Origin of the sequence: Candidatus Dormiibacter sp., assembly GCF_050999135.1 — a bacterium.
GTDB lineage: Bacteria > Chloroflexota > Dormibacteria > Dormibacterales > Dormibacteraceae > Dormiibacter > Dormiibacter spiritus.
Genome location: NZ_JBPCPN010000013.1, coordinates 61,126 through 80,051 on the forward strand (window position 1 = coordinate 61,126; position 18,926 = coordinate 80,051).

Genomic DNA, 18,926 nt, shown 5'->3' on the forward strand with positions numbered 1-18,926 from the left:
CCTCCTACCTGTCCCTAGCTCTGCCCGAAGGCTGTCTTGAACAGCGACCAGGCACTGTCTGCAACGATCTTCAGCGCGTCGCGGTTGAACACGAACATCGCCACCAGGACTGCTGCCAGGACGGTAACCACCATCTGCGGGTAGGCACCCTTGACGAAGTGCTTGAGCAACATGAAGACGGCGGCGGCGCCGAGCACCACGGCGATCAGCCCCAGAAACCAGTCCGCAAGCGGGGCAGCCGTTGGGGCGCTGGCCAGAATCATGTTCGAAATCACTTTTTCCACCTCCTTCAGATGGCATTCAGGCTGACGACGCGCCAGGCGGCGTCAACACTGCGCATATGGACCCGATAGGGCTGGACGAAGGTTCCCTGGTTGTCCATGTGCCAGGTCACCATGACGTTCAAAGTGCAGTCCATCTGTGCTGAATCGCAGGTCAGCACCTTGACTGGTGCGATGGCGGCCAGCGTCACCGCTCCACCAAGACCGCCTCTGACCGAACCGCCACTCACACCGACCGACTGCAAGGCTGCTTTATCGCTGGCTCCGTACGCGGTGAACAACACTTTCAACGCGGCCTGCACACTCGAATCCAGGCTGCTGTTTGCGTCGCCCCCCAGCTGATCCATCTGGCCAGGCGCTGGAGCCGACACAAAAGCCGGCGGAGCCGCTACCGCCAGGCTCCCCGAACTGGAATCCTGCTTGACCTTGACCGCCAGCACCACGCGCCGCAGAGAGGGCGCCAGGGTTGCGACCACAATTACGCGAGCAGTCTTGGGATCGAGCTGCTGGTAGCCCGCCACGTAAGCGCCCAGAACCGCCACGCCCGGTGCCTTCCCACCCTCGGGGTACCCATAGCTGGGATCGTCGGGGGAGGCCACCGTCAAGGTCGCCAGCTGAGCCTTACGCTCGTCCGCCGATCGGCCCGTGTCCAGGTAGACGGAGGTGAACTGGACCGCCAGGCTCGAAGCCGCCGGACGCGGAAACGCATAGTCGGCTGGCACGCCCGCCTGGTTTGTCACCACCTGTGCCGGTGGCCGATGGAGGTTCTGCCAGGCGTTAACGACGCCCGCGGTGAGCGCAACGATGACCGCATAGACCAGCAAGGGCAGCGCAACTTGCTTTGCCCGCTCGGACCACTCCATCTCGCGCAGGCCGCCCACCTGAGCTGAATAGATGCGGCGCGCCAGGCGCGCCGAGCGGGAGCCAGGGGTGGGCAATGGAGCCGCAGGTTCCGATGCCGCAGCTTCATCAGCTCTGGGCTCAGTCGGCCGACGCTGGCCACTGGCTGGCCCCTTCTTCTCCGCAGGCTCCGCAAGCGGTGATGGCGGCGGGCGTACGGCCGTCGCCGGCCCGGTCGGGATCTGGCGCTGTACAGGGTTCCAGCCTGGGGGCGGTTCCTTGGGCGGAGGCGGGATCTCGCCCGAAGTGGTGGACGGGGCGGGCGGCTGCCAGCCGGCTGGTGGCGCCGACGGTGGCGGCGGAATCGACTGCAGACAGTCTTGATTGGCTGGCTGCTCCCGCTCCCGGCCGTACCGCCGTGGGTATGGCACGACGCGGCCGTGGGGTTCCGTGCTCAAGGCCGCCTCTGGACGTTCGACATGACGAGTTCAACCGTATGGGTCACGCGAACGCCATGAGCGTTCCAGTTGCGTTCGTTCTCCGTTCCGATTGCGTTCCAAGTCGGCAAGGACGTGCCGCCTAGGCCGCGGTCGTGGTACTCAATCGCTGGTGCAGACGACTCTTTGCTGGCCGCGGCCCCGCTCCGCTTTCCTGGTGCTACGAGTGGTCAGGGAGCCTCACTACCCTCCTGGGCTAGTTTGGGCGGAGCTGAGCCGCTGCGAGGACTTGCTGGAGTCGGAGCGGCAGGATGTGATCATCGCTAGTCGGGAGGAGGTTCTACGACTAGTCAGCAATTGGCTCGACGGCTTTCTGATCAGACCCGACGAGTCAGACTAGCCCTTCCTGACGAGGGTAAGTCTGATATCTAATCCACTGATTTTTTGGATAGCCAATCTGAGTGACGGCCGATATACTGTGACCATGCGTAAGACAACGATCGCGGTGGATGACGACAAAGTCAGTGAGGCGGCCCGTGCCTTGGGAACGCGGAGCTTGAAGGAGACCGTGGACCGATCTCTGGATGAGGTCGTGGCCATTGCAGCCCGGCGAAGGCTGATAGATCGGTTCAGCCGGCCGACCGACCTTGCTGACGACGAGGTCATGGCCAGCGCCTGGCGGGATTGAGAGGCTGAGGTGCTGAACGCGCGCTATCTCGTCGACAAGAGTGCATTCGCTCGCAAGTCCCATCCTGATGTAGCGCGTGTAATTGATCCTCTGATTGCGACAGGGTCGCTGGCGCGGTGCGGCATCTTCGAGCTAGAAGTCTTCTATAGCGCACGAAACGCCGAGGAACTCGACAACGATCGGCGGGATCTCAGCCTTGCTCTCCCTCTCGCTGATACCCGGCAGGACGACTTCGAGCGGGCGGCGGACTACTTGGGGCTGTTAGCGAAGCGCGGCCTGCACCGTTCGGTTCCGATTCCCGACTTGGTCCTGGCAGCGGTCGCTGAGCGAAGCGGGCTTACCGTCCTCCACTACGACCGTGACTTCGAGGCTCTCCGCGCAGTGGTCGGACTGGACGCCGAATGGGTGATGCCGCAGGGCAGCGTGCCTTGAGCGGACGACCGCGCCGGGTGAGCCCCACGGTTGCTGCGCGCGGTCGGCTAACGTCAACAGCTCAAGCCTGCAGTAGCCGATGCAATCGGTCAGAGGGAGCTAGATCGCGAAAAGCGGCCTTGAGCTGGCGTCGGTACTCCTCGAACGCTCGCTCGGCGCCGGGATAATCGCCGTTCGCGAGGTGGGTTCGCATCAACAGTGCCCGCGGGGGCTCACGCCAAGGCTCGGCGCTTACGACCATCAAGGCCACACTGGCTGCCGCACCGTAGTTGTGGTCAGCGAGTAGTCGCTCGCCCAGAATCTCGAGCGACGCCAGGCGCAGCTCGTGCCAGCGCGCGCTCTCGAACCGCGCCCAAGAGTCCGGCCAGGTCGGCAGCAGATCATCTGCGAGCAGTTCCTGGTCGCTCGGCTCCGGACGGCCGCCGGTAAGCAGGCGGTACCCAGCGCTTAAGGCAAGCTGAAAGTCGACTCGCGCCTCGCAAACCAGGCGGACGGCAGAGGCGTTCGACTCCACCAGGCCCCAGCTGCCTAACCGCTCCTGCCAGAGCGTCTTGCGAAGGTTCGCGGCCGCCTGATCCCGACTTCTGAATGGCCAAAGCACGTTTGCAAGCTCCGGACGGCTGTGCGGGCGCAACCGGACCGCAAGGTAGGCGACCAAGCGTTGGACCGAAGTCGGCACAACGGTCATCCGGTCGGCTCCAAGGCGAAAGCCGCCCAACAGATCAACCTGAAGAGAGCCTGCTGTATGCATCGGACTCGCCCCCGAAGATGAACCGCGCCAACCGCTCCGCCAGCTTCGATCCTATCGCCGGATGGCTCGCGCGTCTACGTCAGTAGTGGTATCGCGCTTGAAGAATCACAACGTCGTCGCCGTCGAGGAGGTAGACGAGGCGGTGCTCATCGCTGATCCGACGCGACCAGCAGCCCGCAAGCAAGTGACGCAGCGGCTCTGGCTTGCCGATCCCGGCCGTCGGGTCCCGCACGATCTCCGCCAGGAGCCGATTGATGCGCTTCAGGGTTGAACGATCGTTAGCCTGCCAGTAGATGTAGTCCTGCCAGCCGTTCGGCGTGAAGACCAGCCTCAACCGGGCGGAAGAGAGTGCTCCTGACGCTCGCCCCTCTTGGCTTGAACAAGACTCTCCACGAGGCGCGCGGCGTTCACCGGGGACCGCAGAAGATGGGCTGTCTCTTCCAGGGCGTCGAACTCGTCGCGAGAGAGCAGAACAGCGTTTCCGCGCCGAGACAGGATCTCAACTGGTTTGCTGTCGCTGTTGACCTGCTCAATCAGGGGGAAGAGGCGCTTACGAGCTTCGCTTGCGGAGATAGCCATACCGCTATAGTACCGGATCTTGTACCACCGTATCCGTCGAGCCAGACAATCGAGACGTGCCTCGCTCGAAGTACGGCTTCACCTTCACGAGGCCCCAGCTTGCGCGGGAGTGAACGACGGCGTGACAGGGGGTGAGGGTTCTGAGCGCCTGAGCGAGGCGGCTTGCTTCCCGGCCTCGCGTCTCCCCGTGCACGGCACGCTGGATCTCCGCGATCTGCTCCAGCTGCGTCTGGCCGAAATACAGCTGAGTGGCGCAGCAGCCCTTGACAACAAGGCTCAGATCGCGCGGGAACTGAGTCGCCAGCATTACCCCAAGCCCGAAGGCGCGACTCTCGCGGAGTATCGGCTCCAAGAAGGGGCTGGAGGCAACTCGATGCGCTTCGTCGAGACCGAGCACCCAGCGCAGACCAAGCACGTGGCCGTGTGCTCGCATCTCGTGGTAGAGCGCGAGCAGCAAGAACTCTCCCACCGAGGCCTTCGCCTCGTCCCCCGGGAGCCCAGTCAGGCGGATCACCGCCCCATCCGTGAGCAGGGACGCGACGCCCCCATCCGTGGTCTGGTCGAACGGGTCCAGGTCAACGAGCGGCGAGAGCCGACCCCGCGTCGGGTCCTCCGAGTCGAGGCGAGCGACCACCTCTTGTAGGCCGGGGTAAATCAGCGTCTTCTCGGGCCGGTAGGGATCGAGCGGTAGCCCCGCCTCCTGATAGGCTGCCTTAGCTGCCTCCCGAAAGCGGAATGCCTGCTGATCGCCGAGCCGCCAGACCCGCTTCACGATGTCCACGGCGCGGTGGATCTGATGTAGGCCGTTGACGTAGCTGGTCGCCGGATCCGCTACTGCGGCCAGCGGGTTGAAGGGCAGTCGCCGTCCGATCGAGGGATCGATCACCTCAAGTCCCTGCTCGGCCGCCCACTCCTGGGAGTAGTCGTCTTTGGAGAAGTCGAGCATGACCGGTGCCACTCCCTTGGCCCGCAGCTCTGCGGCCACCGCCATCACAGTCTGTGTCTTTCCGCTGCCGGTCTCCCCGGTCGCCAGCAGATGGCAGTTGGGGAGCGGTCGCCTGGGCAGGTAGGGGTCGAACCAGACCTCGCGCTCACCAGCATGGCCCAGTAACGCCCGCAGCCTCACCGGTTCCTCCTTCTCGCCGTTGAACATGCCGTCGTCTTCCGACTCCTCCGACGGCTCGTCCTGCTCCTCCCGGTCACCGGCTGTCCAGTCGCCGAGGAGCAGCCGCGAACGCCGTGGCTCCGGCAATCCAGCCAACGCACGGCGCACCCCCTCTGAGTCCACATGTGGGTTGCTCTTGTAGCCCGCCACCACCACGCGGCGGCCAGAACCCGACGCTGGTCGCCCATCAAGCCCAAAGTGACGGGCCACCCAGTTCCGTCCGGGGCCATCGGGGGACGAGGCCGCTCGCATCAACGGAGCTTGTATGAGTTCCGGATGAGGGGTGAGCAGCGCCAGCAGCCGCCGATATTCGTCCTCGCCGAATTCGACCAGATCGTCGACCCCGATCACCTGGTAGCCCGCACTCGGAAGTGCCCGCCGGTGACTTACCCCCAGCGTTCCTCCGGAAGGGAACCGCCAGCTTCCAGTACTGCCGATCTTGGGGTCCCAGCGAGCCTCCGTGCCCTGGAGCCAGGCTCGCAGCAGAGTCGGAGCCGGGGAAGTGGCAAGGGCGGGAACCACCAGCACCGCCGAGCACGGCCGATCCATAGCCGCCACCAGAGAGATCAGTACCCCAATCGTCTTGGCGCTGCGCGCTGTGCCTGCTAGCAGTGCCTCCGGCTCCGTAGCGGTGAGCAGTTCAGCCTGTTCCAAAGTCGGCAGCACCGGGATGTGCCGACTCTCGGCGACGTTGGTCAGGGACTCCGCGATCCGCTTCACAAGCAGCTCCGAACCGGCCTCGGTGAGCCACTTCGGCTCAATGCCCGAGGCGACATCTTCCTGGACTCGAAGCACGTCCGCCGCTTAGGCCCCCGGACGATGTGCGCTGGCGCGCTTCGTGCCCGGCCCGGTTTCCAATTCTCGCTTGATGGTCTTCACAACCAGGCTCAAAAACTTCCCGTCACCGCCGATATCTTCGGGTTCTTTGGCACCCGCAAGTGCCCGCTCCTCCGCGTCCTGGTCCACCTGCCACGACGAAAGGCGCAACTTGTAGTACGCGACCAATCCGTGGGTGTTGCCGGTCGCGGCCTCCATCTTCACTGCCTCGTAGACCGTGTTTCCCAGCTCCTCCATGCCTCTCGCACGGGCGCGCGTCACTCGTTGCCGGAACTCCGGGAAGCGGTGCGCATGAGCGAAATAAGTGGAAACACCCACGCCAGCCACACCGCAGGCGACAGTCACCGGATGACCTTCGCTTAAGGCCCGGATCAGGCGCTCCTCGACCTCGGAAGTGATCGCGTAGGGACGGCCGGTCCGGCGCTCGGGGTCTTTCAACGGCACAACGGCGTCTTCGGGTTCGTTTGAGACCTGCTGTTCCATCATCTACCGGTCCCCACGGCTACCCTTACCGGTTCCGCACCGAGCTTCTCCGGTTCCATGCTGTTCTCGCCCTGAACGTCGCTTGCCGAGCCTGCGCCATCGTCCGCCCGACGCCATTCCTCTGCGAAGCGCTCCAAACCGCGTCGCTTAGCGCGCAGTCTGGACTGCCGCCGGCGCAGCTTCTTGCGGAGCGCTGCCAGCTCGCGCTCCTGGGCAGCGCAGGCTTCCTCTTCGCGAACCAGCACCCGCTCCACCGTCTGGGCGATCTCACCGAAATCGGCCCAGGCCTTGTTTGTGTCGTTCATGTCTCCTCCGTAAGGGTTTCGGCTGTCGTTGTGGTGGCAGCTCGCTTGGCCTGAGCCAGATCGCGGGGCGACAACCAGTGGTCCTGTCCGTTTCCGCTCACCCACAGCGGATGCTCGCCGTCGGCATTGGCTCCACCGCGGCCCGGCGCGAAATCGATTGAGCGCACAGTGCCTTGGACCACGCGTCCGTTACGCAGGTGAAATTCATACTTGCCGCCCAACTTGAGCCGCCGCAGATCGACGCCAGGCGACCGTTTGACCTCCCCTGCCGCAGCTGAGGTCGTGTCCGCTGCCGCATTAGGCGCCGACGCTGGTGGGCGACTCGTGGGCACTACTGTCAGCTCTGGCCTGTGGCCGGGAATAGGTACGGAGGGGCGCTTAACGCCCGCCACCCGCGGCTCCGCCGATCTGGCGGTGGCACCCGCCGGCGGCAGGGGCTCACTGGTTCCGCTTACCGCGTCGATCATCTGCTTCGCCTCCGACACTTCGAGCAGCGGGGTCTGGACCGTTGTCGCGTCGTCGATCCACTTCCAGATCGCGCGACCTGGAGCCTCGGCGGGCAACAGCGCCGCTGCAATATCCCCCTGGCCGAGCAAGATCTGGGACTGGATGGGGTCCTGGGCTCGGAAGGCAAGGATCGCGTTCAGGTTGGCCTTGATCTGGCCGGGCACGACCTCGGCATCCGGCCGCTGTGTGCAAAGGATCATATGGACGCCCGGTGCCCGCCCCAGCCTGGCAACTCGCGAGAGCAAGTTGACATTGAGTTGGCGGGCTATTTGGTCCTCGCGCTCGGAACTCTTGATCGTGATCTCGCCGAGTTCGTCGACGACCACCACCACATAGGGCATCCGGCGCTCGGGATAGGCGAGGTTCCAGGCCTTGAGACTCTCCACGCCCGCCTCTCGAAGCAGCCCCATCCTCCGGTCCAACTCCTCGGTGACGACCGTCATCGCCTCGGCGAAGCCCTGGACGTCGTTCACTACCGGGCACAGCAGGTGGGGCACGCGGCTGAAGAGCGTGAACTCCATGCCGCCCTTCAGATCGGCGAGCACGAGGCGCAGCTGCGTGGGCGGCCGCTCCCGCACCAGCTCGGTCAGCGCCTGGCGAAGGAACACACTTTTACCGCCGCCTGTCGTGCCACCGACCAGGAGGTGCGGCATCTTGGTCAGGTCGGCATATCGGCTTCCCTCCCGTGTGATCCCAATGCCCACCGGCAGCTCGCCCTCGGGCCTGGTCTTCTGGCGGAAGCTGGCGAGGTCGATCCGGTTGGGCATGGCGTGGGTGCCGAGGTGAATCCAGACCAGGCCCTGGTTGAAGCTGGCCCGAACTGAGGCGTCGAGGTGCTCTTCCAGGTTCGCCTGCAGCCGCTTCAAGCCCATGCTGGAGGCGACGACCGGCAGCCGGAAGCCCATGCGGATGGTATGGCTACCCTCGCGCGAGAATTTCTTTAGCTTCGGCTTGACCCCCGACCGGCTCTCCAAGCCAAGCTCAGTAAACGCCTTCAGAACCTTCCGCGCTGGCCGTCGCTGCCACCAGCGCCAGGCCCACCAGACTGCCCCGGCCACGGCAGCGGCCGCTCCAGCGCCCGCCGCCAGTGAGAGCCAGCGCGGAAATGCGAGAGCGCGCAACGGATTGTGGCTGAGGAAGGGGATCGGATGCCCAGCGCGCCACCATAGGTAGCCGCCGCCGACCAGGAGCAAAATACCGGTTAGAGCCTCCCATGCTTCTTTGTCCGGATCGCTGCCGGAGCCCTCAGCGCCGGTCGACTGGTTGCTCTTGGCGTCCTTCTTCACGCAGCCGCCGCTCCTGTTGTCTTTCGACGCGCCCGCCATTCCCGCGACAGCTGGCGCCGGCAGCCACGGCAGAACGACGACCTCGCGGGCGGGAACTCCACATCTAGCTCGCCATGACGACATCGAATGCACTGGCGCGGTCGGTGAAGGCCTGGATACCGGCCCTCTCCCCAATTCCGCGAGTAGGCGGGCACCTTTCGCCAGCGCAGCCGCTCAGCGGCCACCATCAGTTGGTCCAGCTGGACCAGGGAACGCTCCTCAGGATTCCCGCCAGTGGCAGCCGGAAAGACGACAGCCGTACGCTCCAAGACCGCGCGCACAATCACCGGGACACCTCGCCAGGCCGCCGGCAGCGGTACGGCAAGCGCCTCGGGCGGCAAGTCGCGCTCACTGAGCACGTGAAAGAGACTGATCGGGCCTTGCTCGGCGTCGATCGGTTCCATCTGTATCTCCGCAGCCGGAATAGGCAGCAGACCCGCAAAGTCGCTCCGGATACGACCTCACGAGTCGCGACCCAGCAGCGCTTAGGAACCGCGAAAAGAGCACATTCAGCATACAACACCGGTGTGGTGAAAGGCGGTCGCCAGTTTGTACCCAAAGATGCCGACGATGGTCACCGTCACCAGAGCTTCCAGCGAGGCCCCGCCGAGGCTGTGCTCACGCAGCGCTGGTAGCCAGCCTGGGCGTACCTTGTCGCGCACGATCGGCCAGAGCAGCGCCATCGGACTCGGGTTGGTCAGGTCGGCAGCCAGATGAGATAGGTAGGCAAGGGCGGTCACCGTCACGATCGGAAGCAAGAGCCAGGGCACCCACTTCCAGGCCGCCAAGCCGGAAAGCCCGGTCCAGATGGCGGTCGCGAAGAAGGAGTGCACGGGGCCTCGATGCTCCAGCGGCACATGGAACTGGCGACCGAGCATCGAGCCGGGATGGTCGCAGTCGGGGAGCAGGGCGACGAACACCCCCAGCGCGCCCAAACCGGCCTCCGCCAGCAGGTTCGACGACACCCCAAGCTGTGCCAGTCCTACTGGGGGCGGCGGCGTAGCGGTGCCCAAGGAGAGAGCGATTGGGGCCGCCACCGCCGCGCCGATCAGGGCGTGAGTCTTTCCCGTCAACCGCGGCACCCCGCCGGCAAGAGGGACTGTTCCACGCCTCCCAGAGATACGGGTTACGGTCGAAACGCCCCAGCGAGGAAGCCGGGCCACGGCGCAGCGGCCGCCGTAGAGCCCTGGAGCGATATGCCTTTACTGGTAAAGTAAAGGCGTGCCGAAGATCTCCACCAAGAACCAGATCACGATTCCGGTCGCGGCGCTTGAAGAGGCCGGGCTTCGCGCCGGCGAGGCTGTGAGCGTCGAGCCGGCCGGCAATGGTGAGCTTCGAGTCCACCGTGCGGCACTGACCTTCGACGATGCCTTCGGCGCACTAACCGGCACCTACCCGCCCGGCTATCTCGATCAGCTCGACGCCGAAGACACTCAACGGTGAGGCGACTGCTGGACGCCAACGTTCTCGTCGGCGCGTTGGACAGCAGCGACGCCCACCACGCCCGCGCGCGCCGGCTGCTGACAGGGTGGCGCCAGCGGCAGGACGAGGTGACGATCAGCGTGGTCAACCTCAGCGAGGTGCTAATCGCTCCCGCGGCTGATCAGGCGCGCCTGGCCTCGGCTCGGGAGGCGATCGCCGCGCTCGGCGTCGAGGTGCAACTTCCCAACGAGGCCATTGGTGTCGAGGCAGCCAGGCTGAGACAGCGCCACCCGGTCAGTCTTCCCGACGCTTATTGCCTCGCGACCGCGAAGCACACCAGGTCAACCCTCACCTCGTTTGACCACAAGGTTCTTAAGGCAGCTAGAAACGAAGGCCTCGACACGGCCTAAGCAGCGAGAGCTGAACCTGCCGCTCTCACGCGTCGAGTCGGTGGGAACCTCGACCAGGGGACGCCCTATTTCGTCTTGGACGACTTCAGCGTCAGCCGTACGCATGTCGGCGACGTACTCAGGCGCGTTGGCAAGAACAAAGTCGTAGAGCTCTTCCTCAACCAGCACCCTCCTCTAGACCCGAGTGAGATCGGCCGCTGTTATGAGGATGCCTCGGGCGCGAAGCGGCTCCGGAGACTCGACTTCCGCCATAGCGCGCAGATAGGGGCTCACATACCAGGGAGGATCAAGGACGACCGACAATCGGGTCGCCCACTTGGGCGGCGACTGCCCAGCCTCGCGCGCCTCATGCTCGGCGAGCCCCGCCAACAGAGCATCAAATCGACGATCGCCGGTCGGCATAGGTCCAAGCTCTAGGAAACCTTCTCTTCCGTCGCCAAGCGCCCGACGCATGTCGTCAACCAACTGGAAGACCACCCGCAGCGCATTGCGCTCGTCCCTCGCCTCCAAGAGGCGGCGAATCTCGCTGCTCGCCCTGCTGAACGTCATCGGCTCATACGGAACTCTCGTGCTCCTCAGGATATCGTCAGCTGAGGGCAGCGTGCTGTATACTAATGCTGTATGGCGGCCACTCGGACGCAGGTTTACTTCACCGAGGAGCAGCGCCGCAAGCTTGACGCCCTGACCAAGCGCGAAGGAAAGACGCTCGCCGAGGTCGTGCGCGAAGCCGTGGACGCCCACACGGCTCAGCCTCCCCCAGACCTCGAGTCCGTCCTCGACGAGGCGTTCGGCTCGATGCCGGACCTGGAAGTGCCCGACCGCAGCGATTGGAACCGTGGCTATGGCTGATCTGCTGGTGGACACCGACGTGCTCATCGATCACCTGCGTGGGGACCGTCGGCTCTCGGCAGAGGTTGGATCCATAGCCATCTCGGTGATCTCACATTGCGAGCTATTCGCCGGCCACGACGAGCCGGAGCGACTCCGCCGCTTTCTGTCACCGATGAGTGAGCTGCCGATCGACCTGGAGATTGCCGAGTTGGCCGGGGTGACACGACGTAATACAGGCATCGCGACGCCCGATGCACTCGTCGCGGCGACCGCGCTCACCCACCGCCTCCCGCTTATGACCCGCAACAGGCACCACTATGATCGCGTCCCCAAGCTCCGCATCATCACGCCTGTCTGAGCCGATCTCGAGCCTAGAGCGGTACTCCGAGAGAGGGCGGCGGGTTGCCTCGGACCTCGGGAACGGCCCTTGAGCCTCTGCCGAGGGGGCTCCGCCGGCCTCTCACGACTTCGTTCCGACCTCACTTGGGAAGCTCGATATCCGCGCTTGGACCTAGAGGGGTGGGCGGTGAGTTCGCGTCGAATGGCGATGTGCCACTAAGCCAGTTTTGGCCGCCACCCCACGTTTGGATGCAAACTCTTGGACGTGACCGAGAATCGCGATTCTTCTGATGAGCTAGGAAAGGAGCCGGCTCCCGCCGCTGACGATCTCCCACCGCACCGGGAGACCCGAGCGAGCGACCTGTACAGCGGCCTTCGAGCGTTCTCGAATATCCAACGGCAACTTGCCGCCATCGACTTCTCGGCTTTGCGCGCCGCACAAAACGCGGTCGCACAGGCCAAGTTGAACCGCGCTGAGTTTTGTGGAGACTCGGCGGCTTGGATTCACGCGACGTCTCTGGTGTCGCGCTGACGATAGTAGCGCTCCTCATACTCGGCCGGCGGCAAGTCGCCGTCGGCGCCGTGAAGCCGGCGTTGGTTCCACCAGTCGACCCACTCGGCCGTCGCCAGCTCGACCTGCTCAAGCGAGCGCCAAGGTCCGCGGCGGCGGATGAGCTCGGTCTTGTAGAGGCCGACCACGGTCTCCGCCAGGGCATTGTCGTAGGAGTCGCCATGCGAGCCGACGGAGTGGACCGCGCCGGCGTCGGCCAGGCGCTCGGTATAGCGGATGGCCAGGTATTGGACGCCGCGGTCGGAGTGGTGGACCAAGCCCTCCAACTGCTCCGAGCGTCGCGACCAGATCGCCATCTCCAGGGCGTCCAGCGCCAGCTCAGCCTGCAGCGAGGCGGCGATCCGCCAGCCCACGATCCGGCGACTGAAGGCGTCAACGATGAAGGCCCCGTAGACAAAGCCGGTCCAGGCGCTGACGTAGGTCAAGTCGGCCACCCAGAGCCGGTTGGGCGCGCTGGCCACGAAGCTGCGCTCGACCAGGTCCTGGGACCGCTCGCTGAGCTCGCCCGGGAACGTCGTCCGCTTCACCTTGCCCCTCCGGACACCGGCCAGCTGAAGTCTGTGCATTAGCCGGCGCACCCGGTCGCGGCCGACCTCGTAGCCCTCCCGGTGGAGCTGGCGCCAGACCTTGTGGGCGCCGTAGACGCCGTAGTTGTCCTTGTGGATCCGGGCCACCTCCGGCTGCAGAGCTTCGTCGCGGACCTGACGAGCACAGGGCGGCCGGCTGGCTGCCGCGTAGTAGGTGGAAGGGGCGATCTCCAGCACCCTGCAAATCGGCTCGACCCCGTACCTACTTTTGTGACCGTCGATGTAGCGAGTCACCTCGGCCGTCGGCCGTCGAGCTCGGCCGCGAAAAAAGCTGACGCGCTCTTGAGGATCTCGTTGGCTCGCCGCAGCTCGCGGACCTCTCGCTCTAACTCGGCAATGCGCCGGCGCTCCTCGGATGTGACCCCGGGCCGCTGGCCGCCGTCGACCTCCGCCTGCTTCACCCAGTGGCGCAGCGACTCGCTGCCGATGCCCAGCTGGATGGCGATCCGGGTGACTACGCCGTGGCGCTCGCCGCCGGATTCGGCGATCGCCTCCTTGACCATGCGCACTGCCCGTTCACGAAGCTCGGGCGGGTAGCGACGTTGTGTGGGAACGCTCGGCTTGGACATTGTCCCCATCCTCCCAAAGGAATGGAGCCTCCATCAATCCCAGCGCGGTTCAAGTCGTTCAACGGTCCGGCGATGTTGGCCGCCCAGGATACCGTGGCCAAGCACTACGCGCGCTCCGTCGACTTTGCCCGCCTCGTCCCTACACATGAGGCGCTGATCAACACCGACGCCCTCACTGAAGCCGCTGTCGCGCAGACTGAGTGGGCAGAGTCACTCGCGAAGACGATCGACTTCTCGGCCCTCTACGACGCGCTCGCGGCCAGCGCCACGCTCACCGACGCTTACGGCGAGGTCAAGGGCTTCACCGAGTCGCTCAAGCAGCAGGCCGAGGTGTTTGCCCGAATAGCGGAAGGCTTCAGGTTCGATCTGCCAACGCTCGATCTTGCGAAGTGGATCGGGCGCCTCGACCGCTGGATCCCAGTCAACCTGCAAGGGGTACAAGAAGGGCTTGCCACCGCGGCCCGCATTTCACTGGACGAGGGTCTCCCACTCAGCTGGATACCGCGTGCAGAGATCGTCGTCGCCCTCATCAGTGCCAGCAGCCGCGAGGAGCGGCACGTGATCCTGCGCAACCGAACCATCGACATACTCGACGACTGTGAAGCTGCGCTCGTTGCCAACGACACCGAATGGGCCCGTGAGTGCAGAAACGCCATCGGCGCCCTGCGCGCCGGGTTCCATTCGCCGGCACAATCCCATGCCGGGAACATCGTCGACAGCATCGTAAGCGCGCTTCACGGCAAACAAGGGCGAGACCACGCTAAACAGCGCGCGGCAGAGGACTTCGACGACGTACCCCTACAGCTCGCGGCGGAAAGCCTGACCCTCCGACCCCTATTCCGCGCGTTGACCGCCTGGTGGCCCGCGTCGGGTGAAGCGCCTCCGGAGCACTTCGCGCGCCACACCACCGCTCATGCCGTTGGTTACGTCGGTGTCTTCGCGCCGCTGTCAGCGCTCGTCGCCGTCATGCTGGCAACTTCCCTGACGGTTCAGTATTCCTCTGAACATCCGGAAAGTACGTTTCAGTGACAGTCTCCGGTGCCCCCAAAAGCGAACTCTCGGTTGCCGAGTGAATGCCGCGCGGCTACCGAGCCCCTGCCTCGAGCCGCGCGATGTAAGTCAGCCACACCTTCGTCATGGCCAGTGCGAATTCGGAATCCCGGTGATCAGTGTCATACCGACCTCGAGCGTCGCCCGTCTTCTGCGGATGCCGGCCGCGTTGGAGAAAGTCTCGGAACTCCAGGAGGGCTTTGTCTAGCACAGCCCTCTTCTCCGCATTGATGTCGGCCGGGATAATCGCTTTCGGGTCGGTCGGTGCCAGCGCTCCAAGGGCATCGTAACAACGGATCAGGACGTCAGCATCCGAGCCCTCTTGGTTCCTTCTCTCGGCCAGCTGCAGATGCTCTAGAACCGTTTCCCACCTATGGCCCGCCGGCAGAGGTGGTAGGGGCAGCTCAATCCAAATGTAGCGCTCGGTGCCAAGGGGCTCAAGGACGGCCTTAACCCATGTGCTGCGCGGAACGTCGACCTCCATCGGAGGAATGCCTCCGTTGAGTTCCTCCCATTGCCCTGGAGGCTGCGAGAGCGCTCCCTGCACCGTAATCTCGGCTGAGCGCCTGTAGCGGACCAAGCCCTGGAAGCTCAGGCGCAAGTGGACGACAGCGCCGCGGCTGATCTCGTTCACGTAGCGGATCGCGCCAGGGCTGACTGGTACCTCAACCTGTACATTACCGTCGTTGCTCGACGAGATCCTCGTCCCGACCTGGCGCGCCTCTCCGTGGCCGATCACCTCAGTACCGGCAGTGACGTCGACAACTAGGCGGCTGATTTCGATCTCATGGGGCTCAGGCGATCGCCCGGTGGGATGCAATCGGGCCTGGATCGTGAACACTAGCTGCGGATAGATACGGCCCCGACCCGCGACGTTCTCGTACGTCAGGCCGAGCTGGCCGGCTCCATGGAGGTTGACCGCAACATTGGACGACATGCTTCTTGACCAGCATCGCATGCCGGGCCTTCTACAGCTCCCCTCAAAGCCAACCGGCGTACGCCACGCTCAGCCGGTCGAGTCAGAAGAAACCGGCCCGCACTGCCCCCCATGCCACGCTGACTGACGAGTCGCTCACCCGGAACGCCGCTGCGCTTGCAAGATCGCGGCCTAGAAGCGAGCCAGCGCTATACCTCTCTAATCCCTCGCCGGAGCCCAACCTTTCGCTGGCGGCGCCGACGCCGAGGTCGAACTACTTCCAGCCGGCCGTAAACATGGCTGGCCTGCAGGTTGTGAACTCCTTGCTGTCGGAGCGGCACGGCCTCGCGCCATTGGCGGTCAGTTGAAGACGCTGGGAGCCCAATACAGTGTCATCGACCGACCCCCAACGCGGTAACTCGGGAAGGAATCGGATCTTGCGCAATCGCCACACTATCATCGTCCGCCAGCCGATAGTGCACAATGGCAGTCCCTCCAGTAGTTTCAGCTAGCGTCGTACCAGGCTGCTGGCCCGGAACTAAATGATGCAACTCGTATTGCACCGTGATCACATTCCCAGACCGGTCGACGACCTCGACATGGCGACTAGGCAGAGTGGCGTCGGGGCCCATCCAGCGACCGTCGTAGAAAAAGACGACGCTCTGCTCACCGTTGTAGTCAGTCCTATTTGCAACGGTGCAGGCGTAACCTTGAAAGAGATATCGAGCCTCGTGAATGGTATCCCTCTTGCAGGGGTGATAACCCTTTTGATTGGCAAGCCTCTCTTCCGCAGGCCACAGGGCGGAGCCATCCGATGTGAGAGGCATCCTTCCAAACCATGAGTCGGGCACAACCTCTACCTGCAGAGACGGATCTCCGATCACCGCTCCGTGGTTGGTTTTGATGATCGCGACGTAGAGCGAACCCATGACGATGAGTGTCGCAGTCGAGATTGAGCTGATGATGCCAGCGCTCACACCGGTGGTCACCAATCGAGCGAACTCGCCTCCTGACGTTCTGTGTCGCGACGCCACCGGAAATGGCTTCCAGGTCATTGGTGCAGCCTCCATAGACGCTCCTCAGCCAGAGCTGGGGCTCGCCGGTACCTAATCATTGTGTGTGCCGAGATCATGCCGTGCTTCAATCGCCCAACTGAAAGCTGGTATGAACCGAGAGCCGCGATAACGCCGAAGGGACGGACCGATATGGCGTGGTGAGCGGAGAACCTCGGCGATGGCCCCTCCAGCAGCGAGGTCTGGGGTCTCCTCCATATCCTCGCAGAGTCCAGATACGCCACCGTCCCTGGAACCAATGACCGTGAGCAATCCAGGCACGTTCTCGAAGAAGGTGAGCTGTGGGCGGACCTCACCGAGAATGAAGACGATGTCTTTCCAAAGCCATCGCTCGTCGGCGGTTCCTCGCCGCTTTCCGGCTCATGAGGCTGGGGTGCAGGGGAAACCGGCAGTGACGAGATCCACTCGGCCACGCCACGGGCGGCCGTCGAAGGAGGCAATGTCATCCCAGTTAGCCGCCGGATCCAGGGCCTGGTTCTCCATCCGCGCCACGAGAGTGGCCGCTGCGTAGCTGTCCCGCTCAACGTAACAAACGGTGCGGGCTCCTGGGATGGCGAGCTTGAGTCCGAGTTCGAGCCCTCCGACTCCGGCGCAGAGGCTGAGGATGCGCTGTCCAGGCATTGCGGTGGCAGAAAGAGCCAAGCCATTCACACCTCGTCCTCACCGGGTTTGTCCAATAACGCGTCGAGTGGGATACCCCGTGCCACGCACAGCAGTAGGTCCGCGTGGCAGGGCTCATCGAGCCGACACCAGCAAGCGAGATTTCGGCCGGCCAACTCCTCGCGGATGGCACTGCATACATGCGGGTGCTGGCGCAGATGTTCGGCATAGAGCCTCAACGCCTGGTTTCTGCCATACACCCTGACCGGATACGGATTGCCCCATCGGGAGGGCCGGCTGACGATGATCGTGTGCTCCGGTTTGCGCCAGCCGCGCGCACGACGAAGTTGCACGCGCTCAGACATCGGCAGAAGCGTCCTTGAGAGCGGCCCGTAGGTCGGGCCAAGGGCAATTACTTTCATGATCGCGGTGGTCACGGCACCAAGGGTAGCGATCGAAGGACTCCGGCTCGCCAACCAGCTTTGCCGCCTCGTATACCCGCTACAGGTGCTGCTGGCGGGCTACAACGGAGGGGATGGAGGCGGCGAGCGCATCCGGACCGCTGTAGGTTCCGTATTCCGTGACCAAGTAGGCGTGTAGAACCTCCAGGTTCATCAGGTCGCGCGCCCTCATGGGGCGACCACCTCAGTTACCCGGACCCGGAGGCCCGACCGCTCGGCGTACGCCTTGCTCGCCACCAGCTCGACCACCTGGCTGTCGTCGCGCCAAACGCCCGCCTCACCGAGAGCGTCGACCGCGCCTCTAGCCAGCTTGTCGCAATCGGGACGCACCACGTGTCCGGCTGGCGCCGAGGGCAGCAGTCCACGTCGGCCGAAGTGCCCACGAGGTCGCGCGAACGAGAACCAGAGCTCGACGCGAACCGGCCCTCTCATAGGGGGACGCTCCCCCAGCGCCTCTCGGGCGTGCCAGCAGACGGCATTACGCCATGGCCGCAAGCGCGGGTTGTCACTGGTCACCCAGGCCCGGCCATTGCTGGCGTACGCCTGATGGCTCCCCTGCGGTTGCGGTTCGCCCGGCACCTCGAACTCAAGGGCTGCCGGCGGTGGCGGATCCTGCAACCGCAACTTGGTGAGCATGACCCCACTCTGGTGGTCACGCTTCGCAGTAATTGGCGCGTCCTTGGTTCGCACCCTCCACTTCGACGTGGGAGCCATGCGCGGTGAACCTCATCGGGTGAGGACTTACTCACTATGCTGACCTCAACGGTGCAGCTCACCGGCTTCAAGTTCGGATCGATCCAGATTGACGGCGTCGTTTACGAGTACGACGTCGTGATCGACCGCGGTGAGGTCGCCAAGCGCAAGAAGAAGGCTTCCAAGCCCTACCGCGGCACGTACGCCCATACGCCGCTCTCACTGGCTGAGAACATCCCCTGGAATTGTCGGCGGCTCCTCGTGGGCACCGGCGCGCACGGGGGCCTCCCGGTGATGGCGGAGGTCCGCAAGGAGGCTGAGCGCCGAGGTGTGAAGCTGGAGGCCCTGCCGACCAAAGAGGCGATACGGGCACTGGGAAAGGACCCGGAGCAGACGAACGCGGTCCTACACGTACCCTGCTAGTGCTTCGGTAAGCGGTCGCGGGTAGACGGCAGCCCCGAGGGGGTTGCGCGCGACCAACACTGCTTTCCCCGGCCGCCTGCTTGACTGCCCCCGCGCGTCCCGTCCGTCGCCCAGTCAAATACCGCCAGCCGCAACTGAGACAGCGCAGGATTGCGCCTGCCGGACCCGCCTCGCCGGCCGTCGCCTGACGGCTCAGGGTTTCGATAGCAACTGGCCAGAAAGCCACGCCAAGGCCGGCAGGCCGGCTGATCTGATCGCCGTGCAGCAGGCCGGCCACGGCGAGCTGCCTGACCGACGCCACGGTCGCCGCCGTGCTGAGCTACTTCGTCAACACGCTGGGTTCCGCAGCAG

26 protein-coding genes, 1 pseudogene and 1 other annotated feature are annotated in these 18,926 nt (G+C 64.6%); of the genes and pseudogenes, 8 read left to right on the forward strand and 19 right to left on the reverse strand.

Annotated features, from left to right (window positions below):
- Window positions 1–14 precede the first annotated feature (14 nt).
- Complete coding sequence (locus tag ACR2MZ_RS03400; RefSeq protein WP_434003661.1) at window positions 15–284, reverse strand: hypothetical protein; 270 nt, start codon at window positions 282–284, stop codon at window positions 15–17.
- 5 nt (window positions 285–289) lie between these two features.
- On the reverse strand, window positions 290–1,219 hold the full coding sequence (locus ACR2MZ_RS03405; protein WP_434003662.1) for a hypothetical protein: 930 nt from the start codon (window positions 1,217–1,219) through the stop codon (window positions 290–292).
- An 823-nt stretch (window positions 1,220–2,042) separates the two neighbouring features.
- Here ACR2MZ_RS03405 and ACR2MZ_RS03410 point away from each other — a divergent pair.
- Both ACR2MZ_RS03410 and ACR2MZ_RS03415 read left to right on the forward strand, forming a co-directional pair.
- Entirely contained in the window at window positions 2,043–2,246 is a 204-nt protein-coding gene (locus ACR2MZ_RS03410) for a type II toxin-antitoxin system VapB family antitoxin (RefSeq protein ID WP_434003663.1), read from the forward strand.
- A gap of 9 nt (window positions 2,247–2,255) precedes the next feature.
- Window positions 2,256–2,678, forward strand: coding sequence for a PIN domain nuclease (locus tag ACR2MZ_RS03415; RefSeq protein WP_434003664.1), 423 nt, complete (start codon window positions 2,256–2,258; stop codon window positions 2,676–2,678).
- A gap of 61 nt (window positions 2,679–2,739) precedes the next feature.
- Here the strand turns inward: ACR2MZ_RS03415 and ACR2MZ_RS03420 are convergent, their stop codons facing one another.
- From ACR2MZ_RS03420 to ACR2MZ_RS03460, 9 genes are all read right to left on the reverse strand, one after another.
- Complete coding sequence (locus ACR2MZ_RS03420) at window positions 2,740–3,279, reverse strand: AfsR/SARP family transcriptional regulator (RefSeq protein WP_434003665.1); 540 nt, start codon at window positions 3,277–3,279, stop codon at window positions 2,740–2,742.
- A gap of 229 nt (window positions 3,280–3,508) precedes the next feature.
- A complete protein-coding gene (locus tag ACR2MZ_RS03425) occupies window positions 3,509–3,763 on the reverse strand; it encodes a Txe/YoeB family addiction module toxin (protein ID WP_434003666.1) in 255 nt (84 codons plus the stop codon).
- Window positions 3,760–4,008, reverse strand: a complete 249-nt coding sequence (locus ACR2MZ_RS03430) for a type II toxin-antitoxin system Phd/YefM family antitoxin (RefSeq protein WP_434003667.1) — start codon at window positions 4,006–4,008, stop codon at window positions 3,760–3,762. The genes ACR2MZ_RS03425 and ACR2MZ_RS03430 overlap by 4 nt, the downstream gene beginning before the upstream one ends.
- A 4-nt stretch (window positions 4,009–4,012) precedes the next feature.
- A complete protein-coding gene (locus ACR2MZ_RS03435) occupies window positions 4,013–5,968 on the reverse strand; it encodes an ATP-binding protein (protein ID WP_434003668.1) in 1,956 nt (651 codons plus the stop codon).
- A 9-nt stretch (window positions 5,969–5,977) separates the two neighbouring features.
- Complete coding sequence (locus tag ACR2MZ_RS03440; protein WP_434003669.1) at window positions 5,978–6,493, reverse strand: hypothetical protein; 516 nt, start codon at window positions 6,491–6,493, stop codon at window positions 5,978–5,980.
- Window positions 6,493–6,798: a hypothetical protein gene (locus ACR2MZ_RS03445; protein WP_434003670.1), complete on the reverse strand. Its 306-nt coding sequence runs from the start codon at window positions 6,796–6,798 to the stop codon at window positions 6,493–6,495. Before ACR2MZ_RS03445 ends, ACR2MZ_RS03440 begins: the two co-directional genes overlap by 1 nt.
- A complete protein-coding gene (locus ACR2MZ_RS03450) occupies window positions 6,795–8,591 on the reverse strand; it encodes an FtsK/SpoIIIE domain-containing protein (RefSeq protein WP_434003671.1) in 1,797 nt (598 codons plus the stop codon). Before ACR2MZ_RS03450 ends, ACR2MZ_RS03445 begins: the two co-directional genes overlap by 4 nt.
- Window positions 8,588–9,034 (reverse strand): hypothetical protein, encoded by a 447-nt coding sequence (locus ACR2MZ_RS03455; protein WP_434003672.1) that lies wholly within the window; start codon window positions 9,032–9,034, stop codon window positions 8,588–8,590. The genes ACR2MZ_RS03450 and ACR2MZ_RS03455 overlap by 4 nt, the downstream gene beginning before the upstream one ends.
- Window positions 9,035–9,139: 105 nt before the next feature.
- Window positions 9,140–9,703, reverse strand: a complete 564-nt coding sequence (locus ACR2MZ_RS03460; protein ID WP_434003673.1) for a metal-dependent hydrolase — start codon at window positions 9,701–9,703, stop codon at window positions 9,140–9,142.
- A 148-nt stretch (window positions 9,704–9,851) separates the two neighbouring features.
- Here ACR2MZ_RS03460 and ACR2MZ_RS03465 point away from each other — a divergent pair, with 148 nt between their 5' ends.
- Together ACR2MZ_RS03465 and ACR2MZ_RS03470 are read left to right on the forward strand one after the other, a co-directional pair.
- Window positions 9,852–10,073 carry an AbrB/MazE/SpoVT family DNA-binding domain-containing protein gene (locus ACR2MZ_RS03465; RefSeq protein ID WP_434003674.1) on the forward strand — a complete coding sequence of 74 codons (222 nt, stop codon included), beginning with the start codon at window positions 9,852–9,854 and terminating at the stop codon, window positions 10,071–10,073.
- Complete coding sequence (locus ACR2MZ_RS03470) at window positions 10,070–10,462, forward strand: type II toxin-antitoxin system VapC family toxin (RefSeq protein ID WP_434003675.1); 393 nt, start codon at window positions 10,070–10,072, stop codon at window positions 10,460–10,462. Before ACR2MZ_RS03465 ends, ACR2MZ_RS03470 begins: the two co-directional genes overlap by 4 nt.
- A 174-nt stretch (window positions 10,463–10,636) precedes the next feature.
- On the opposite strand, the gene ACR2MZ_RS03475 is transcribed toward ACR2MZ_RS03470, so the two are convergent.
- A complete protein-coding gene (locus ACR2MZ_RS03475) occupies window positions 10,637–11,011 on the reverse strand; it encodes a hypothetical protein (protein ID WP_434003676.1) in 375 nt (124 codons plus the stop codon).
- A gap of 72 nt (window positions 11,012–11,083) precedes the next feature.
- On the opposite strand from ACR2MZ_RS03475, the gene ACR2MZ_RS03480 reads away from it, so the two are divergent.
- Both ACR2MZ_RS03480 and ACR2MZ_RS03485 read left to right on the forward strand, forming a co-directional pair.
- Entirely contained in the window at window positions 11,084–11,311 is a 228-nt protein-coding gene (locus tag ACR2MZ_RS03480; RefSeq protein ID WP_434003677.1) for a ribbon-helix-helix domain-containing protein, read from the forward strand.
- Window positions 11,304–11,651 carry a type II toxin-antitoxin system VapC family toxin gene (locus ACR2MZ_RS03485; protein ID WP_434003678.1) on the forward strand — a complete coding sequence of 116 codons (348 nt, stop codon included), beginning with the start codon at window positions 11,304–11,306 and terminating at the stop codon, window positions 11,649–11,651. Before ACR2MZ_RS03480 ends, ACR2MZ_RS03485 begins: the two co-directional genes overlap by 8 nt.
- Window positions 11,652–12,136: 485 nt before the next feature.
- Here the strand turns inward: ACR2MZ_RS03485 and ACR2MZ_RS03490 are convergent.
- Window positions 12,137–13,359, reverse strand: a protein-coding gene (locus ACR2MZ_RS03490) for an IS3 family transposase (protein WP_434003679.1) whose coding sequence is annotated in 2 segments (ribosomal slippage) — window positions 12,137–13,065 and window positions 13,065–13,359 — 1,224 coding nt in all. Because the reading frame shifts where the segments join, the coding sequence is not laid out codon by codon here.
- Window positions 12,950–13,063 (reverse strand) — a sequence feature (AL1L pseudoknot). Its footprint overlaps the gene before it by 114 nt.
- Window positions 13,360–13,452: 93 nt before the next feature.
- Here ACR2MZ_RS03490 and ACR2MZ_RS03495 point away from each other — a divergent pair.
- On the forward strand, window positions 13,453–14,388 hold the full coding sequence (locus tag ACR2MZ_RS03495; protein ID WP_434003680.1) for a hypothetical protein: 936 nt from the start codon (window positions 13,453–13,455) through the stop codon (window positions 14,386–14,388).
- Between the two features lie 55 nt (window positions 14,389–14,443).
- Here ACR2MZ_RS03495 and ACR2MZ_RS03500 read toward each other — a convergent pair whose 3' ends face one another.
- The 6 genes and pseudogenes from ACR2MZ_RS03500 to ACR2MZ_RS03525 form a co-directional block, all read right to left on the reverse strand.
- Window positions 14,444–15,346: a hypothetical protein gene (locus ACR2MZ_RS03500; protein ID WP_434003681.1), complete on the reverse strand. Its 903-nt coding sequence runs from the start codon at window positions 15,344–15,346 to the stop codon at window positions 14,444–14,446.
- Between the two features lie 371 nt (window positions 15,347–15,717).
- Window positions 15,718–16,380 (reverse strand): hypothetical protein, encoded by a 663-nt coding sequence (locus tag ACR2MZ_RS03505; protein WP_434003682.1) that lies wholly within the window; start codon window positions 16,378–16,380, stop codon window positions 15,718–15,720.
- Between the two features lie 51 nt (window positions 16,381–16,431).
- A pseudogene (locus tag ACR2MZ_RS03510) lies at window positions 16,432–17,019 on the reverse strand (DNA cytosine methyltransferase).
- A 26-nt stretch (window positions 17,020–17,045) separates the two neighbouring features.
- Window positions 17,046–17,363: a DUF4326 domain-containing protein gene (locus ACR2MZ_RS03515; protein ID WP_434003689.1), complete on the reverse strand. Its 318-nt coding sequence runs from the start codon at window positions 17,361–17,363 to the stop codon at window positions 17,046–17,048.
- Window positions 17,364–17,499: 136 nt separating this feature from the next.
- Entirely contained in the window at window positions 17,500–17,631 is a 132-nt protein-coding gene (locus ACR2MZ_RS03520) for a hypothetical protein (RefSeq protein ID WP_434003683.1), read from the reverse strand.
- A complete protein-coding gene (locus tag ACR2MZ_RS03525) occupies window positions 17,628–18,173 on the reverse strand; it encodes a RusA family crossover junction endodeoxyribonuclease (RefSeq protein WP_434003684.1) in 546 nt (181 codons plus the stop codon). The genes ACR2MZ_RS03520 and ACR2MZ_RS03525 overlap by 4 nt, the downstream gene beginning before the upstream one ends.
- 36 nt (window positions 18,174–18,209) lie before the next feature.
- On the opposite strand from ACR2MZ_RS03525, the gene ACR2MZ_RS03530 reads away from it, so the two are divergent.
- Window positions 18,210–18,575, forward strand: a complete 366-nt coding sequence (locus ACR2MZ_RS03530; RefSeq protein WP_434003685.1) for an MTH938/NDUFAF3 family protein — start codon at window positions 18,210–18,212, stop codon at window positions 18,573–18,575.
- Window positions 18,576–18,926 lie beyond the last annotated feature (351 nt).